General features: G+C 70.2%; 14 protein-coding genes and 2 pseudogenes. 12 read left to right on the top strand and 4 right to left on the bottom strand.

From position 1 onward, the window contains the following. Positions 1 to 204: 204 nt before the first annotated feature. Entirely contained in the window at positions 205 to 1,593 is a 1,389-nt protein-coding gene (gene radA / locus M2165_RS11055; protein ID WP_280814682.1) for a DNA repair protein RadA, read from the bottom strand. A 98-nt stretch (positions 1,594 to 1,691) separates the two neighbouring features. On the opposite strand from radA, the gene hpaR reads away from it, so the two are divergent. The 12 genes and pseudogenes from hpaR (at position 1,692) to M2165_RS10995 (ending at position 13,145) form a co-directional block, all read left to right on the top strand. Continuing rightward, a complete protein-coding gene (gene hpaR / locus M2165_RS11050; protein WP_280814681.1) occupies positions 1,692 to 2,126 on the top strand; it encodes a homoprotocatechuate degradation operon regulator HpaR in 435 nt (144 codons plus the stop codon). Then, complete coding sequence (locus tag M2165_RS11045) at positions 2,123 to 2,761, top strand: fumarylacetoacetate hydrolase family protein (protein ID WP_280814680.1); 639 nt, start codon at positions 2,123 to 2,125, stop codon at positions 2,759 to 2,761. Before hpaR ends, M2165_RS11045 begins: the two co-directional genes overlap by 4 nt. Beyond that, positions 2,758 to 3,514 (top strand): annotated as a pseudogene (locus M2165_RS11040) (fumarylacetoacetate hydrolase family protein). The gene M2165_RS11045 and the pseudogene M2165_RS11040 overlap by 4 nt, the downstream one beginning before the upstream one ends. 39 nt (positions 3,515 to 3,553) lie before the next feature. After that, positions 3,554 to 5,017 (top strand): 5-carboxymethyl-2-hydroxymuconate semialdehyde dehydrogenase, encoded by a 1,464-nt coding sequence (gene hpaE, locus M2165_RS11035; RefSeq protein ID WP_280814679.1) that lies wholly within the window; start codon positions 3,554 to 3,556, stop codon positions 5,015 to 5,017. A gap of 387 nt (positions 5,018 to 5,404) precedes the next feature. Continuing rightward, positions 5,405 to 6,280: a 3,4-dihydroxyphenylacetate 2,3-dioxygenase gene (gene hpaD, locus M2165_RS11030; RefSeq protein WP_280814678.1), complete on the top strand. Its 876-nt coding sequence runs from the start codon at positions 5,405 to 5,407 to the stop codon at positions 6,278 to 6,280. 22 nt (positions 6,281 to 6,302) lie between these two features. Continuing rightward, positions 6,303 to 6,713: a 5-carboxymethyl-2-hydroxymuconate Delta-isomerase gene (locus M2165_RS11025; RefSeq protein ID WP_280814677.1), complete on the top strand. Its 411-nt coding sequence runs from the start codon at positions 6,303 to 6,305 to the stop codon at positions 6,711 to 6,713. Between the two features lie 12 nt (positions 6,714 to 6,725). After that, a complete protein-coding gene (gene hpaH, locus M2165_RS11020) occupies positions 6,726 to 7,529 on the top strand; it encodes a 2-oxo-hept-4-ene-1,7-dioate hydratase (protein WP_280814676.1) in 804 nt (267 codons plus the stop codon). Positions 7,530 to 7,549: 20 nt separating this feature from the next. Further along, positions 7,550 to 8,380 (top strand): 4-hydroxy-2-oxoheptanedioate aldolase, encoded by an 831-nt coding sequence (hpaI, locus tag M2165_RS11015; protein WP_280814675.1) that lies wholly within the window; start codon positions 7,550 to 7,552, stop codon positions 8,378 to 8,380. Between the two features lie 34 nt (positions 8,381 to 8,414). Then, entirely contained in the window at positions 8,415 to 10,160 is a 1,746-nt protein-coding gene (gene ilvD / locus M2165_RS11010; RefSeq protein ID WP_280814674.1) for a dihydroxy-acid dehydratase, read from the top strand. Positions 10,161 to 10,194: 34 nt separating this feature from the next. Further along, positions 10,195 to 11,184, top strand: a complete 990-nt coding sequence (locus tag M2165_RS11005; RefSeq protein WP_280814673.1) for a Bug family tripartite tricarboxylate transporter substrate binding protein — start codon at positions 10,195 to 10,197, stop codon at positions 11,182 to 11,184. Between the two features lie 19 nt (positions 11,185 to 11,203). Continuing rightward, positions 11,204 to 11,992 (top strand): class II aldolase/adducin family protein, encoded by a 789-nt coding sequence (locus M2165_RS11000; protein ID WP_280814672.1) that lies wholly within the window; start codon positions 11,204 to 11,206, stop codon positions 11,990 to 11,992. 173 nt (positions 11,993 to 12,165) lie between these two features. Continuing rightward, positions 12,166 to 13,145 (top strand): annotated as a pseudogene (locus tag M2165_RS10995) (2-dehydropantoate 2-reductase). A gap of 227 nt (positions 13,146 to 13,372) precedes the next feature. Here M2165_RS10995 and M2165_RS10990 read toward each other — a convergent pair. The 3 genes from M2165_RS10990 to M2165_RS10980 form a co-directional block, all read right to left on the bottom strand. Then, positions 13,373 to 14,368 (bottom strand): tripartite tricarboxylate transporter substrate binding protein, encoded by a 996-nt coding sequence (locus M2165_RS10990; protein WP_280814671.1) that lies wholly within the window; start codon positions 14,366 to 14,368, stop codon positions 13,373 to 13,375. 43 nt (positions 14,369 to 14,411) lie between these two features. Continuing rightward, entirely contained in the window at positions 14,412 to 15,614 is a 1,203-nt protein-coding gene (locus M2165_RS10985; RefSeq protein ID WP_280814670.1) for an acyl-CoA dehydrogenase family protein, read from the bottom strand. A 158-nt stretch (positions 15,615 to 15,772) separates the two neighbouring features. Next, positions 15,773 to 17,374 (bottom strand): AMP-binding protein, encoded by a 1,602-nt coding sequence (locus M2165_RS10980; protein ID WP_280817514.1) that lies wholly within the window; start codon positions 17,372 to 17,374, stop codon positions 15,773 to 15,775. Between the last annotated feature and the right edge of the window lie 6 nt (positions 17,375 to 17,380).

Below are 17,380 nucleotides of genomic sequence, written 5' to 3'. Positions count from 1 at the left end.
GTAGCGGCCGCGGCTACCGCGGGGCGCGCCGCGCGGTACTCGCGATCCAAAGCACCCGGCGCGGCCGCGGCCGCAGGCACATTTCGCGTCGCCCGGAGAGAGGGAGAGAGAAGGAGGCAACCGGCAGGTTGCCGCACACGACGGGGAAACAGGGGGACTGGCCCGGCGCGCCACAGGCGTGCCGGGCATTTTTTCATCCGGCGCTCACTCGAGCCCGCGCACCACGTCCATCGCCTCCTCGATGCGGTCGACCGCATGGATGGTCAGGCCCTCGATCTCCTTCGCGCCCTTGCGCGGCGCGTTGGCCTTGGGGACGACCGCCACGCTGAAGCCCAGCTTGGCCGCCTCGCGCAGCCGCTCCTGGCCGCGCGGCGCGGGGCGCACCTCGCCCGCGAGGCCCACTTCGCCGAAGGCGATGAAGCCCTTGGGCATCGGCTTGCCGCGCAGGCTCGAGGTGATCGCGAGCATCACCGCGAGGTCGGCCGCCGGCTCGCTGATGCGCACGCCGCCGACCGCGTTGACGAACACGTCCTGGTCCATGCAGGCCACGCCCGCATGGCGGTGCAGCACCGCGAGCAGCATCGCGAGGCGGTCGCGCTCCAGGCCCACCGACAGCCGGCGCGGGCTCGGGCCGCCGTCGTCGACCAGCGCCTGGATCTCGACCAGCATCGGCCGCGTGCCCTCGAGCGTGACCAGCACCACGCTGCCGGGCACCGGCTCGGCATGCTGGCTCAGGAAGATCGCGCTCGGGTTGGCCACGCCCTTGAGGCCGCGCTCGGTCATCGCGAACACGCCGATCTCGTTGACCGCGCCGAAGCGGTTCTTGATCGCGCGCACCAGGCGGAAGCTCGAATGGGTGTCGCCCTCGAAGTACAGCACCGTGTCCACCATGTGCTCGAGCACGCGCGGACCGGCGAGCGCGCCCTCCTTCGTCACGTGTCCGACGAGCACCACCGCCGTGCCGCTGGTCTTGGCGAAGCGCGTGAGGTGCGCCGCGCATTCGCGCACCTGCGCCACCGAGCCGGGCGCGGAGGTGAGCTGGTCGGAATACACCGTCTGGATCGAGTCGATCACCGCGATCGCCGGCCGCGTGGCGTCGAGCGTGGCGATGATCTTCTCGAGCTGGATCTCGGCCAGCACCTGCACCTGCGAGTGGTCGAGCCCGAGGCGCCGCGAGCGCAGCGCCACCTGCGAGCCGCTTTCCTCGCCCGTGACGTAGAGCGCGTTCTGCCCCGCGCGCTGCAGCGCATCGACCGCCTGCAGCAGCAGCGTGGACTTGCCGATGCCCGGATCGCCCCCGATCAGCGTGACGCCGCCCGAGACGATGCCGCCGCCGAGCACGCGGTCGAGCTCGTCGATGCCCGTGGGCGTGCGCGCCACGTCGGTGGCCTCGATCTCCGACAGCGTGGCGAGTTCCGACGCGCCCGCGAGCGACGCGAACTGCGTGCCGAAGCGGTTGTTGGCCGGGCCGGCGCCGGCCGCCGCCTGCTCGATGAGCGTGTTCCACGCGCCGCAGCTCGGGCATTTGCCGAGCCACTTGGGACTGGTGCCGCCGCATTCGCTGCAGACGAAAAGTGATTTTTCCTTGGCCATCCAGGGAGTTTAGGCCCCGCACAAACCCTGATGCGCACGCCCTTGGAACGCACGATCGATTCATTTAACATCTTAACTAATCGAGAAAGGCCACGCGCTTGAGCACCACCTTCGCCCACCGCAACCTGCCGCGCCTGCTGCTGCAGGCGCGCGAAGCCGTGATGGCCCACACCCGGCCCAGCCTGCGCGAGCATGCGCTGTCCGACCAGCAGTGGCGCGTGCTGCGCGTGCTCGGCGAACACGGCGCGGTCGAAACCGGCCGCGTGGCGCGCGAGGCCTTCATCCTCGGGCCCAGCCTGACCGGCGTGCTCGCGCGCATGGAGCGCGACGAACTCATCAGCCGCAGCCGCGACCCCGAGGACCAGCGCCGCACCGTGGTGGAAGCCACGCCGCGCGGCATGCGGCTGGTGAAGAAGCTCTCCTCGAGCATCGAGGCCCACTACCAGTGGATGGAACAGTCGCTGGGCAAGAAGAAGCTCGCGCAGCTGTACGTGCTGCTCGACGAGCTGATCGCGCTGGAGCAGCCCTCATGAGCAGCCGCCACACACAGTTCATGCCCACGGGCACGGTCTACGGCACGCTGCTGAACTTCCGCGACGAGTTCGACGCGCTCGCGCCGCAGATGAGCGCGCCGCCCTACAAGGCACCGCCGCAGGCGCCCGTGCTCTACGTCAAGACCGCCAACACCTGGAGCCCGCACGATGCCGCGATCGCGGTGCCCGCCGACGTGCCGGCGGTCGAGGTCGGCGCCAGCATCGGCATGGTGGTCGGCGCCGACGGCGACATCGAGGGTTTCGTGCCGATGAACGACCTCTCCGTGCCGCACGCGAGCTTCTTCCGCCCGCCCGTGAAGTTCAAATGCCTCGACGGCTTCCTCGGCATCGGCCCGGCGCTGCGCGACGCGCAGGAGGTCGCCGACCCCGCCGGCTTCCGCATGGAAGTGCGCATCAACGGCGAACTGAAACAGACCCTCGACTTCGCCACGCTGGTGCGCCCCGCGCGCCAGCTGCTGGCCGACGTGGGCGAGTTCATGACGCTCGCGCACGGCGACGTGCTGATGCTGGGCTGCGGCGCGGGGCGGCCGCTCGCGCACGTGGGCGACCGCATCGAGATCTCGGCGCCGGGCTTCGAGACGCTGGTCAACACGCTGGTGGGAGAAGGCGCATGAAGCACGCACGCGTCCGCTTCGAGAACGCCGTGCACGAGGCCGTCGAGCGCGACGGTGCGCTGCTGCTGGCCGACGGCCGCGTGGTCGGCTTCGATGCCGTCGACTGGCTGCCGCCGCTCGCGCCCACCGCGCGGCCGCGCACCATCCTCGCGCTCGGCCTCAACTACGCCGACCATGCGAAGGAACTCGAATTCAAGGCGCCCGAGGAACCGCTGGTGTTCGTCAAGGGCCAGAGCACGCTGACCGGCCACCGCCAGAAGACCTTCCGCCCCGCGGGCGTGCAGTTCATGCACTACGAATGCGAGCTCGCGGTCGTGATCGGCCGCACCGCGCGCCACGTGAAGCGCGAGGACGCTTACGACTTCATCGGCGGCTACACGGTGGCCAACGACTACGCGATCCGCGACTACCCTCGAGAACTGGTACCGCCCCAACCTGCGCGTGAAGAACCGCGACACCTGCACGCCGCTCGGGCCCTGGCTCGTCGATGCGCAGGACGTGCCCGCCCCGATGGCGCTCGCGCTGCGCACCACGGTCAACGGCCAGGTCACGCAGCAGGGCCATACGCGCGACATGATCTTCGACGTGCCTTTCCTCATCGCGTACTTCAGCCGCTTCATGACGCTCTCGCCGGGCGACCTGATCCTCACCGGCACGCCCGACGGCGTGGTGGACTGCCGGCCCGGCGATGTGGTCGTGACCGAGATCGAGGGCATCGGGGCGCTCGAGAACACGATCGCCGCCGCGGGCTGAGCGCCGCGCCTCCCTTCGCCCGAACAAGGCTCTTTCCCCATGCAACAGATCCATCACCTCATCGACGGCAAGCCCGTCCAGGGCGCCGACTATTTCGAGACCCTCAACCCCGCCACGCAGGAAGTGCTCGCCGAGGTCGCCGCCGGCGGCGAGGCCGAAGTGAACGCGGCCGTGGCCGCCGCCAAGGCCGCCTTCCCGAAGTGGGCCGGCCTGCCCGCGCCCGAGCGCGCGAAGCTGATCCGCAGGCTCGGCGACCTGATCGCGAAGCACGTACCCGAGATCGCGCGGACCGAGACCGACGACTGCGGCCAGGTCATCGCGCAGACCGGCAAGCAGCTGGTGCCGCGCGCGGCCGACAACTTCCACTACTTCGCCGAAATGTGCACGCGCGTCGACGGCCACACCTACCTCACGCCCACGCACCTCAACTACACGCTGTTCCACCCGGTGGGCGTGTGTGCGCTGATCAGCCCGTGGAACGTGCCCTTCATGACCGCCACCTGGAAGGTCGCGCCCTGCCTGGCCTTCGGCAACACCGCGGTGCTGAAGATGAGCGAGCTCTCGCCGCTCACGGCCGCGCGCCTCGGCGAGCTGGCGCTCGAAGCGGGCATTCCGCCCGGCGTGCTGAACCTGGTGCACGGCTACGGGAAGGACGCCGGCGAGCCGCTGGTGGCGCACCCCGACGTGCGCGCGATCTCGTTCACCGGCTCCACCGCCACCGGCAACCGCATCGTGAAGAGCGCGGGCCTGAAGAAGTTCAGCATGGAGCTCGGCGGCAAGAGCCCGTTCGTGATCTTCGACGACGCCGACCTCGACCGCGCGCTCGACGCGGCCGTGTTCATGATCTTCAGCAACAACGGCGAGCGCTGCACCGCGGGCTCGCGCATCCTGGTGCAGCAGTCGATCTACGCCGACTTCGCCGCGAAGTTCGCCGAGCGCGCGAAACGGATCACGGTGGGCGACCCGCTGGACGAGAAGACCATCGTCGGGCCGATGATCTCGCAGGCGCATCTCGCCAAGGTGCGCAGCTACATCGAGCTCGGCCCGAAGGAAGGCGCGACGCTGCTGTGCGGCGGGCTCGAAGGACCGAGCAACCTGCCCGAGCGCGTGAAGAAGGGCAACTACGTGATGCCCACGGTGTTCGCCGACGTCGACAACCGCATGAAGATCGCGCAGGACGAGATCTTCGGCCCCGTGGCCTGCCTGATCCCGTTCCGGGACGAGGCGCATGCCATCGAGCTCGCGAACGACATCGCCTACGGCCTGTCGAGCTACGTCTGGACCGAGAACATCGGCCGCGCGCACCGCGTGGCCGCGGCCGTGGAAGCCGGCATGTGCTTCGTCAACAGCCAGAACGTCAGGGACCTGCGCCAGCCCTTCGGCGGCACCAAGGCCTCGGGCACGGGCCGCGAGGGCGGCACCTGGAGCTACGAGGTGTTCTGCGAGCCGAAGAACGTGGCGGTGTCGCTGGGGGCGCATCACATTCCGCATTGGGGGGTCTGAGGTGGGTGCGCGTTTCCTGCATCGCGCGTTGATGCGGCCGGTTCAGGGTGCGGGGCGCGCTCCCGCCGACGGGGTACCCTGCTCCGCGAATGTCCCCCGGCCTGCGGCCTCCTCCTTTATTTCGCTGCGCAGGGCACCCCATCGGCGGGAGCGAGCAGAGCACTTGTTGATCGGCCGCAAACCAGCTGCGTGCCCTGTGCACAGGGCATCGGGTGCTCCCCGCAGCGAAATAAAGGAGGAGCCGAAGGCGGGGGACATTCGCGGAGGGGAGCACCCGGTGGCCTGTGCACGCGCCCCGAACAGCGGCGCCCCAAACACCAGCCCCGCGAACAGCAACGCCCGACCACAAACCGACACGCACCCCGAGAGCTGAAGGAAGAACACACCATGGGCCAACTCGCACTCGCCGCCAAGATCACGCACGTCCCCTCGATGTACCTCTCGGAGTTCCCCGGGCCGAACTTCGGCTGCCGCGACGCCGCGATCCACGGCCACAGGGAGATCGACCGCCGCTGCCGCGCGCTCGGCGTCGACACCATCGTGGTGTTCGACGTGCATTGGCAGGTCAACAGCGAATACCACATCAACTGCGGTCCGCAGTTCGGCGGCACCTACACCAGCAACGAGCTGCCGCACTTCATCAAGAACATGCCCTACGCCTACCCGGGCAACCCGGCGCTCGGCCACCTGATCGCCGACATGGCCAACGAGATGGGCGTGAAGACCCGCGCCCACAGCGACACCACCCTCGAGCTCGAATACGGCACCCTCGTGCCCATGCGCTACATGAACCCCGACCAGCACTACAAGGTGATCAGCATCAGCGGCTGGTGCGACTGGCACGACCTGCAGGAGTCGGGCCGCTTCGGCCTCGCGGTGCGGCGCGCGATCGAGGAACGCTACGACGGCAGGGTCGCCGTGTTCGCCAGCGGCTCCCTCTCGCATCACTTCGCCGACAACGGCCGCGCGCCCGAGTTCATGCACAAGGTCTACGACCCCTTCCTCGAACAGGTGGACCGGCGTGTCGTCGAACTCTGGGAGAAGGGCGACTGGGCCACCTTCGTCGGCATGCTGCCGATGTACGCCGACAAGTGCTGGGGCGAAGGCGACATGCACGACACCGCGATGCTGCTGGGCCTGCTCGGCTGGGACCGCTACACCGCGCCGGTGGAGATCGTCACGCCCTACTTCGGCAGCTCCGGCACCGGCCAGATCAACGCCATCTTCCCGGTCACGCCGCTGCCGGCCGAGGCGCTGGCCTGAAGCACGCGAAGGAGCACGACGCATGCCGCACCTGGTGATCCTCTACACCCCGAACATCGAGGCCGAGACCGACATGACGGCGCTGTGCCGCACGCTGGCCGACACCATGCTCGCGCAGCGCGACGGCGACACCGGCCAGCCGGTGTTCCCCACCGGCGGCACGCGCGTGTTGGCCTACCCCGCGGCGCATCACGCGGTGGCCGACGGCCAGGCCGACTACGCCTTCGTCTACCTCAACCTGCGCATGGCGTCGGGCCGCGCCGAGGCGGTGAAGAAGAAGGCCGGCGACGAGCTGCTCGCCGCCGTGCGCACGCACTTCGCCGACCTCTTCGCGCGCCGCCACATCGGCATCACGCTGCAGATCGACGAGAGCCCCGGCCAGGTGTACGACGGCAAGCACAGCAACCTGCATCCCCTGTTCAACAAAGGCTGAGCGCATTCATCCATGCTTTCCGAGACCACCATCGCCCAGCTGGCCGCCGAACTGCACGAGAGCGAACGCACGCGCGTGCAGGTCGAGCATTTCTCCAAGCGCTTTCCCGAGATGACGATCGAAGACGGCTATGCCGTCTCGCGCGCCTGGGTGGCGCACAAGATCGCCGAGGGCCGCACAGTCAAGGGCCACAAGATCGGCCTGACCTCGCGCGCCATGCAGCTGTCGAGCCAGATCAGCGAGCCCGATTACGGCACGCTGCTCGACGACATGTTCTTCGAACAGGGCGGAGACATCCCGTTCACGCGCTTCATCGCGCCGCGCATCGAGGTCGAATTGGCCTTCGTGCTCGGCAAGCCGCTCAAGGGGCCGGGCGTCACGATCTTCGACGTGCTCGCCGCCACCGACTACGTGGTGCCCGCGATCGAGATCATCGATGCGCGCATCGAGCAGTTCGACCGCCACACCAAGGCGCCGCGCAAGGTGTTCGACACCATCGCCGACAACGCGGCCAACGCCGGCATCGTGCTCGGCGGCCGGCCGGTGAAGCCCGACGCGGTGGACCTGCGCTGGGTCGGCGCGTTGCTCTACAAGAACGGCGTGATCGAGGAGACCGGCGTGGCCGCGGGCGTGCTCAACCATCCGGCCACCGGCGTGGCCTGGCTCGCGAACAAGCTCGCGCCCTGGGACGAGCACCTCGCGGCCGGCGAGGTGGTGCTCGCCGGCTCGTTCACGCGCCCCACCACCGCGCAGCCCGGCGACACCTTCCATGCCGACTACGGGCCGCTCGGCGCGATTTCGTTCAGACTCGCCTGATCCTCATTCGGAGCTCCTTGATGCAGACACCCCTCAACACCTTCAAGCAGGCGCTGGCCGAACAGCGCGCCCAGATCGGCCTCTGGGTCGGCCTGGCCGACGGCTACGCGGCCGAGATCCTCGCCGGCACCGGCTTCGACTGGCTGCTGGTCGACGGCGAGCATGCGCCCAACGACGTGCGCTCGGTGCTCGCGCAGCTGCAGGCCATCTCCAGCGCCTGGTCGGCGCTGCCCGAAGGCGCGACACGCTCCCATCCGGTGGTGCGCGTGCCGGTGGGCGACACCACGCTGCTCAAGCAGGTGCTCGACATCGGCGCGCAGACCATCCTGGTGCCGATGGTCGACACCGCCGAGCAGGCCGCGCGCATGGTGCAGGGCATGCGCTACCCGCCCGAAGGCATCCGCGGCATGGGCAGCGCGCTCGCGCGCGCCTCGCGCTGGCAGGCCTACCCGGACTACCTGCACGAGGCCAATGCCCAGACCTGCCTGCTGGTACAGGCCGAGACGGTCGAGGCGATGAGGAACCTCGACGCCATCGCCGCCACGCCCGGCGTGGACGGCGTGTTCATCGGCCCGGCCGACCTGTCGGCCTCGATGGGCTTCGTCGGCAACCCCGGCCACCCCGAGGTGCAGGCGGCCATCGCCGACGCGATCGCGCGCATCCGCCGGGCCGGCAAGGCCGCCGGCATCCTCTCGACCACCGAGGAGCAGGCGCGCAAGTGGCTCGCCGCGGGCGCCACCTTCGTCGCCGTGGGCGTGGACACCATCGTGCTCGTCGCCGCCGCCAGGCAGCTCGCGGCCAGGTTCAAGCCGGGCGGCGCCGCAGCGCCCGCCGCACCGGGCAGTTACTGACCCCCCATACCCTCCGCCAGCCTCCCGCCCGCCGATGACCACGCCCACCGATCCCAAGAAAGCCCCGCGCTTCCGCTCCGCCACCATCCGCGAGGGCACCATCCGCGCCACCACGCGCAGCTTCCTGCATGCGCTGGGGCAGGACGACGAGGACATCGAACGCCCGCACATCGGCGTGTTCCACACCGGCGGCGAGATGAGCCCGTGCAACCTCAACCTGCGCGAGCAGGCGCAGCATGCCAAGACCGGCATCTACGCGGGCGGCGGCACGCCGCACGAATGCCCGGTGGTGTCGGTGAGCGACGGGCTCACGATGGCGCATTCGGGCATGCGCTTCTCGCTGATCTCGCGCGAGCTGATCGCCGACAGCGTCGAGGCCTCGGTGCGCGGCCACCAGTGGGACGGCATCTTCGCGATCGGCGCCTGCGACAAGAACCTGCCCGGGCTGATGATGGGCATGGTCCGCTGCAACGTGCCGAGCGTGTTCGTGCACGGCGGCTCGGCGCTGCCGGGGCAGATGCCCGGGCCCGACGGGCGCGACCTCAACGTGGTCGACACCTACGAGACCATCGGCCAGGTGCTGGCCGGCACCGCCACGCACGACGAACTCGACGCGATGAGCCGCGCCTGCCTGCCCACGGCCGGCGCCTGCGCGGGCCAGTTCACCGCCAACACCATGGGCATGGTGTCCGAGGCCCTGGGCCTGGCGCCGATCGGCTCGAGCATGGTGCCCGCGGTGTTCAGCGAGCGTGCGCCGCTGATGCGCCGCGCCGCCAGGCAGCTCATGAAGGCCGTGATGGGCGACAGCCCGCTGCCGCGCGAGATCGTCACGCGCAAGGCGCTCGAGAACGCCTGCGCCGTGGTCTCGGCCACGGGCGGCTCGACCAATGCCGCGCTGCACCTGCCGGCGATCGCGCACGAGGCCGGCATCCGCTTCCACCTCGACGACGTGGCCGAGGTCTTCGCGCGCACGCCGCTGATCGCCGACCTGCGCCCGGGCGGCAAGTACCTCGCGCGCGACGTGTACTACATCGGCGGCGCGGGCGTGATCCTGCGCACGCTGATGGAACAGGGCTTCGTGCACGGCGACGCGCTCAGCTTCACCGGCCGCACGCTGGCCGAGGAACTCGCCGACGCCGCCGCACCCGACGGCCGCGTGGTGCGCAAGGCGGGCGATGCGATCACGCGCGACGGCGGCCTGGCCGTGCTCAAGGGCAACCTCTGCCCCGACGGCGCGCTGCTCAAGACCGCCGGCCTGCAGACGCTGGTGCACCGCGGGCCGGCGCGCGTGTTCGAGTCGGAGGAAGAGGCGCAGACCGCGGTGCAGAACCGCCGCTACCAGCCGGGCGACGTGATCGTGATCCGCAACGAGGGCCCCAGGGGCAGCCCGGGCATGCGCGAGATGCTCGGCATCACCGCGCTGCTCTACGGGCAGGGCATGGGCGACAAGGTGGCGCTGCTGACCGACGGCCGCTTCTCGGGCGCCACGCGCGGCCTGTGCATCGGCTATGCCGGGCCGGAGGCGGCCGACGGCGGTCCGATCGCGGCGTTGCGCGACGGCGACATCGTCGCGATCGACGCGCGCGCCGGGGCGCGCAGCATTTCGGTGGAACTGGGCGAGGAAGAGATCGCGGCGCGCCTTGCGCAGCGCCGGATCAACGTAAACGCGGGGGTCCCGCACCGTGGCTTGCTGGAAAAATACGCGCTCACCGTGCGCCCTGCCCACCAGGGGGCCGTGACCCATTCGGGCGCAGTCACCTGGCTGCGCGACGAGTCGTGAAACGCAACCACCACACCCCGGAGAGAGACCCATCATGACCTTCACCCGCCGCCAGCTGCTGCAGACCACCGGCGCCTCGGCGCTGCTCGCGAGCCTCGGCCAGCAGGCCTTCGCGCAGGCCGGCATCGAGACCGCCACCATCGTCACCGGCTTCGCGGCCGGCGGCACCTCCGACACCACCTGCCGCCGCGTGGCGACCAAGCTCAGCCCCGAGTACGCGAAGACGGCCGTGGTCGAGAACCGCACCGGCGCCGGCGGCCAGATCGCGGTCAGCTACGTCAAGGGCCGGCCGGCCGACGGCGCGACGATCCTGCAGACGCCGACCTCGATCCTCACGATCTATCCGCACATCTACAAGAAGCTGCCCTACGACCCGATGGTCGACCTGACGCCGGTCAGCATCGCCTGCATCTTCGACTTCGGCTTCGCGGTCGGCCCCTCGGTGCCCGCGAGCGTCAAGACCGTGCCCGAGTTCCTCGCCTGGGCCAAGGCCAACCCCACGGGCGCCAACTACGGCTCGCCCGCCGCGGGCTCCACGCCGCACTTCATCGGCGCGCTGCTCGGCAAGAAGGGCGGCGTCGAGCTCAAGCATGCGGCCTACCGCGGCACGCAGCCGGCCATGCTCGACCTGCTCGGCGGCAACATCTCGGCCGTCTCGGGCCCGATCGGCGACATCACGCAGCACCTGGCTTCGGGCAAGGTGCGCATCCTCGGCGTCTCGGGCGCCAAGCGCAGCCGCTTCGCGCCCGACGTGCCGACCTTCGGCGAGCAGGGCATCAAGGACATGGCGCACAGCGAATGGTTCGCCTTCTTCCTGCCCGCCAAGGCCTCGCCCGAGGTGGTCGCGAAGCTCAACACCGCGATGAAGAACGCGCTCGCGCAGAAGGACGTGATCGACGGCCTCGGCACCTTCGGCCTCGAAGCCATGTCGTCGACGCCGGGCGAGCTGACCGAGCTGCTCAAGAAGGACACCGCCAAGTGGGCGCCGATCGTCAAGGAAGTCGGCTTCACTGCTGAGGGTTGAACACCATGAAGGAACTGCCATGAACGCACCCGCCACCGCGCCCTCGGCGCTGGTCCATCCCTCGCTCCATCCCGACGAACGCGCCGCGCGCGAAGAGCTCGCGGCCTGCTACCGCGTGTTCGCGATGCTGGGCTGGACCGAGATGATCTACAACCACATCACGGTGCGGCTGCCCGACAGCGTGACGGGCGGCGAGAAGCAGTTCCTCATCAACCCCTTCGGCCTGCACTACAGCGAGGTCACCGCGAGCAACCTCGTGAAGATCGACCTGCAGGGCCGGGTGCTCGACGGTTCGACCCACCCGGTGAACCCGGCGGGCTTCACGGTGCATGCCGCGATCCACGACGGGCTCGAAGGCGCCCACTGCGTGATGCACACGCACACCACGGCCGGCGTGGCCGTGGCCTGCCTGCAGGGCGGCCTGCAGCAGACCAATTTCTATACCGCGCAGCTGCACGACATGGTGGCCTACCATGACTTCGAGGGCATCACCATCCATGCCGACGAAGGCCCGCGCCTGCTGCGCAGCATCGGCAACCGCCAAGCGGTGATCCTGCGCAACCACGGCCTGCTGGCCTGGGGCCGGACGCTGCCGCAAACCTTCGCGATCCTCTGGACGCTGCAGCGCGCCTGCGAGATCCAGATGGCCACCTTCTCGATGGGCGCCGCGATCCCCGTGAGCGAGGAGATCGCGCAACGCTGCACGCGCGACGCGCTGCAGTTCAACCCCAAGCACGGCGCCGGGCAGGACGTGTTCGACGCGCTGGTGCGGCAGGTCGACCGCATCGACCCGAGCTACAAGCGCTGAAGTGAACCTGTGCACCACGTTCAGCGCGCCAGGCTCCTTCCCCCTCTGGGGGAAGGCAGGGATGGGGGCAGGCACGGCGCGCGCAGGTGGAGCGCCGCTGGCCCCCACCCCCACCCTCCCCCAGAGGGGGAGGGAGCAACTCCGCCTCCCGTGCGGCGTCATGGAAAACTGAAATGAAAATCTGCATCTACGGCGCCGGCGCGATCGGCGGATGGATCGGCGTCGGCCTGGCCACGGCCGGTGAACGGCTCAACGTGGTGGCGCGCGGCGCCACGCTCGAGGCGCTGCAGCAGGACGGGCTCTCGCTGATGCGCGGCGACCTGCGCACGCGCGTGCCGGTGCATGCGGTGGCCGACCCGGAGGCGCTCGGCGTGCAGGACCTCGTGGTCGTTGCCGTGAAAGCGCCCGCGCTCGCGGGCGTGGCCGAGCGCATCGGACCGCTGATCGGGCCCGACACCGTGGTGCTGACCGCGATGAACGGCGTGCCCTGGTGGTTCCTCGAAGGCGGCTTCGGCGGCCCGATCACCGGCCACCGGCTCGCGGCGGTCGACCCCGACGGCGCGATCGCACGCGCCATTCCGGCCGCCCACGTGATCGGCGGCGTGGTGCACTGCAGCTGCTCGCTCGATGCGCCCGGCGTGGTGCGCCACCATTTCGGCAACGGCCTGATCGTCGGCGAGAGCCCTCGGGCGAGGCCACGCCGCGCGTGCAGAAGCTGGTGGCGCTGCTGCAGCGCGCCGGCATCGACGCCACGCTCTCGCCGCAGATCCAGCGTGACGTCTGGTTCAAGCTCTGGGGCAACATGACGGTCAATCCGATCAGCGCGCTCACCGGCGCGACCACCGACCTCATCATGGGCGACGACTTCGTGCGCGGCTTCATCTCGGCCGTGATGCTCGAGGCCAAGGAGATCGGACGGCGCATCGGCATCGAGATCGCGCAAAGCCCCGAGGACCGCCACGAGGTCACGAAGAAGCTCGGCGCCTTCAAGACCTCGATGCTGCAGGACGTCGAAGCCGGCCGCGCGGTCGAGCTCGACGCGCTCGTGACCGTGGTGCGCGAACTCGGCGAGCTGACTGCGGTGGCGACGCCGTTCACCGATGCGCTGCTCGGACTTTCGAGGCTGCAGGCTCGGCAGCTGGGGCTTTACTGAATTCGGACAGCCGAACGCAGAGGACGCGAAGATTCCGCGAAGGACGCGAAAGGATTCGAAAGGATTTCGGGGTGTTCTGTCGCCTCGCCTCGTGCAGGCATCCGTTCCGCGCCAAGTGTGCCGTTCGGCACTCCGGTCATCCTGGGCGCCCTTCAACTTCTCTTTTTTCTTCTCCCTTTCGCGTCCTTCGCGAAACCTTCGCGTCCTCTGCGTCCGGCAGTCCGCCTTCACTGCGGCTGCAACTTGGCCTGTTTCATCATCGCCTCGGTCAGCTGCATCTCCTTGGTGAACCCGCGCGTGTACTCGGGCGCGGCCAGCGGCGCGGCCTGCCCGCCGTTCTCGGTCAGGCCGGCCTGCACCGCGGGCATGGCGAGGGCCTTTTCGAAGGCGGTGCGGATGCGCGCGGCGATGGCGTCGGGCGTGCCGGCGGGCACCGAGATGCCGCCCCAGGACGTGAGTTCGACCCCCTTCACGCCGAGCTCGGCGAGCGTGGGCACGCCCGGCAGCTTGGGGTTGCGCTCGGCGCCGGCGACGGCCAGGGCCTTGAGCTTGCCGGCCTGGATCTGCGGGTAGGCGACAGACAGGATCGGCGTGCCGAAGCTAACCTGGTTGCCGAGGATCGCGTTGACGAGTTCCGAGGCGCCCTTGTAGGGGACGTGCGTGGCCTGCACGCCGAGCGCGGCCAGCAGCAGCTCCACGCCCAGGTGCGAGGGCGTGCCGACGCCGCCCGAGGCGTAGTCGAGCGCGCCCGGCCGGGCGCGCGCCTTCGCCGCGAGATCGTCCAGGCTCGCGATGCCGGCCGCGCTGTTCACCACCAGCACGATGTCGGAGGTCGACACGCGCATGATGTGGCGGAAGTCCTTGAGCGCGTCGTAGCCGGGATTGCGGTACATGCGCATGTTCGCGGCCATCGGCGCGGCCGAGTAGATCCAGGTGTAGCCGTCGGGCGCGGCGCGTGCCACCAGCCGCGCGCCGATGTTGCCGCCCGCGCCGGCCTTGTTCTCGATCACCACCGGCTGGCCCAGCAGCGGGCCCACGGCCTCGGCGAGCACGCGCGCGGTGATGTCGGGGCCGGTGCCCGCGAGGTAGGGCACCACCCACTTGATGGGGCGCTCGGGCCATTCGGCCTCGGCGGCCAGCGCGCCCGCGGCGGCCGGCAGCAGCGCGGTGGCGACCGCGGCCGCCAGCAAACGGCGGCGTCGGTGCAGCAGCATCTCGTTCATGTCTCGTCTCCTTTTTATGTCGTCGTTGTCGCCGTCGCCCGCGTCAGCCCGGCTCGCCGAGCAGCTCGCGCGCGATGGTGTTGCGCTGGATCTCGCTGGTGCCCGTGAGCACGCGGTACATGCGCAGCATGCGGAACAGGAACTCCACGCGCCGCCCCTGCACGATGCCTTCGCCGCCATGGATCTGCACCGCGCGGTCGGCGATGCGGAACGCGGCCTCGGAACAGAACAGCTTGGCCATCGAGGCCTCGGCGCGCGCTTCCGAGCCGGCGTCGATCTGGCGCGCGGTCGAGATCATCAGCGCGCGCGCCGCGGCGAGCTCGGTCGCCATGTCGGCCAGCATGTGCTGGATCGCCTGGAACTGGCCGATCGCGCGGCCGAACTGCCGGCGCTGGCCCGCGTAGGCGCAGGCATCGCGCAGCGCCACCGCGGCCAGGCCTACCATCGCGGGGCAATGCAGCAGCCGGTTGACGGTGATGCGCCCGAGCGCGAGCGCGAGGCCGCGGCCCGGCTCGCCGATCAGGTTGGCCGCGGGAATGCGGCAGTTCTCGAGCACGATGTCGCCGGTGTGCGACTGCCCCGCCATGGTCTTGTAGCCGGCCTCGACGCGCACGCCGGCCTGCTTCAGGTCGACGAAGAAGGCCGTGACCTCGCGCTGGGCCGAGTCGCTCGCGGTGGAGGCCATGAGCACCGCGAAGTCGGCGAAGGGCGAGCCCGAGATGAAGCGCTTGCGGCCGTCGAGCACGAAATGCTCGCCGTCGCGCACCGCGCGCGTCTGCACCGCGCCCGCGTCGGAGCCGGCCTCGGCCTCGGTCAGCGCGAAGCAGATCGCCTTCTCGGCGCGCGCCACCGGCAGGATGAAGTTCTGCATGTGGTGCGGCGTGGCCTTGCGCACCAGCGCGCCCACGCGCGGCGGCCCGCTGAGTTCGCCGAACACGTGCGGCGCGAACGGCGAGCCGCTCGCATAGATCGCTTCCTTGATCAGCACATGGTCGAGCACCGAGAGGCCGAGGCCGCCCATGGCCTCGGGCAGCGTCATGCCGTAGAAGCCGAGTTCGTGCGAGCGGCGCCAGACCTGCTGCAGCAGTTCGCGGCTCGCGCCGTGCTCCTGGTCGACGCCGTGCGCGCGCGCGAGCGCGGCCAGTTCGCCGTGCAGGAAGTCCTCGATGCGGCCGATCAGCGCGGCGGCGCGCTCCGAGCCCTCGAAGGGGCGGACGTTGCCGTCCCGGGTGGGGGTCGAAGTCATGATGCGGTCCCTTCCTTCTCAGTTGTCCATCGCGCGGCGAGCGCAGCGAAGCCTCCAGGGCACCCGTGGAACTGGCTCTGCCAGGCCACCGGGTGCGCGCCCCTCCCGCCGAAGGCGAGAGAGGGGGGAGCCGCGAAGCGGCATGGGGGGTGTCTCATTCAATTCACCATGCGGCTTTGGCCGGCCCAGTAGGGCGCCTGGATCTGCTTGCGCGCGACCTTGCCGTTGGGGTTCTTCGGCAGTGCTTCGACGAATTCCACGCGGCGCGGCCGCTTGAAGCCGCCGAGCCGCTGGGCGCAGAAGGCGTCGAGCGCACCGCCGTCGAGCGCATGGCCGGGCTTGAGCACCACGTGCGCGGCCACGGCCTCGCCCCACTTCTCGTCGGGCACGGCGAACACGCAGGCGTCGGCGATCGCCTCGTGCTGGTAGAGCACCGCCTCGACCTCGGAGGGATAGACGTTGAAGCCGCCGCTGATGACCATGTCCTTCTTGCGGTCGACGATGTAAACGAAGCCGTCCGCGTCCATGCGCGCGAGGTCGCCCGTGTGGTAGCGGCCGTTCTTCAGCACCTCGGCCGTGAGCTCGGGCGCGCGCCAGTAGCCGGCGAAGATGTCGGGGCCGCCCACCACGATCTCGCCGATCTCGCCCGCGGCCACGGGCTCGCCCGCATCGTCCACGATCTCGACCTTCGATTCGAGGAAGGGCCGGCCGCAGGAGGCGAGCCGCTCGGGCGCCGCGGCGCGCGCGAACAGGTGGTCCTCCACGCTCAGGCCGCAGACGCCCGAGGTGGTCTCGCCGGCGCCGTAGCCCTGCGAGAGCACCGGGCCGAACACGTCCATCGCGCGCAGGATGCGCGCCGGCGCCATCGGTGCGGCGCCATAGCCCAGGCGCTGCAGGTCGGGCAGCGGGCGGTACTGCCCTTCGAGTTCGCCGAGCAGCATGTTGATCATGGTCGGCACCATGAAGGTGTGGGTCACGCGGTCGGCCTTCATGTCGGCCAGGAAGCGGCCCGGCTCGAAGCCCGAGAACAGCCGGATCGTGGCGCCGCTGCACAGCGCCGGCACGATCTGCATGCCCGAGGCATGGGTGATCGGCCCGACCAGCCCGAGCAGATGGCCTTCGCGCATGCCTTCGGAGCGCATGAGGAACTTGCGCAGTTGCGCGAGCCGGTTGCCGAAGGTCTGCATCGCGGCCTTGAGCACGCCCGAGGAGCCCGAGGTGTAGTGCAGCACCGCGACCTCGTCGGCCTCGACCGCGGCGGCCTCGAAGGCATCGCTCGCGCGCGCCAGCAGGCCGGCATAGGACGTGGGCGCGCTCTCGGGCCCGTCGACGAAGACCAGCTTCGGCACCGGCTCCCCGGCCTTCAGGTGCGGCAGGAAGGCCTCGGCACGCTCGGCCGTGGTGACGATCAGCGCGGCGCCGCTGTTGGCGACGATCTCGCCCACCTCGGCGGGCGAGAGCCGCGCGTTGAACGGCGCCTTCACGAGCGCGGCCTTGTAGCAGGCGAGCTCGATCTCGACGATCTCCATGCAGTTCGGCAGGTAGATGCCGACGCGGTCGCCGCGCGCGAGGCCGCAGCCGAGCAGCGCGTTGGCGAGGCGGTTGGAGCGGCGGTCGAGCGCCTCGTAGCTCAGGCTCTGCGCGCCGGTGCGCAGCGCGGTCTGGCGGGCATGGATGCGCGCGCTGCGCGAGACGAGTTCGCCGACGTTGGCGACCCGTGTGGTGGGGTGTGGCACGTGTTGTCTCCTGGATGCATGCATGCGCCG

This window comes from Variovorax sp. TBS-050B (assembly GCF_029893635.1).
Classification (GTDB): Bacteria; Pseudomonadota; Gammaproteobacteria; order Burkholderiales; family Burkholderiaceae_C; genus Variovorax.
Note: the sequence above shows the minus strand (reverse complement) of the source record. Positions and strands in the feature narration are given on the sequence as shown.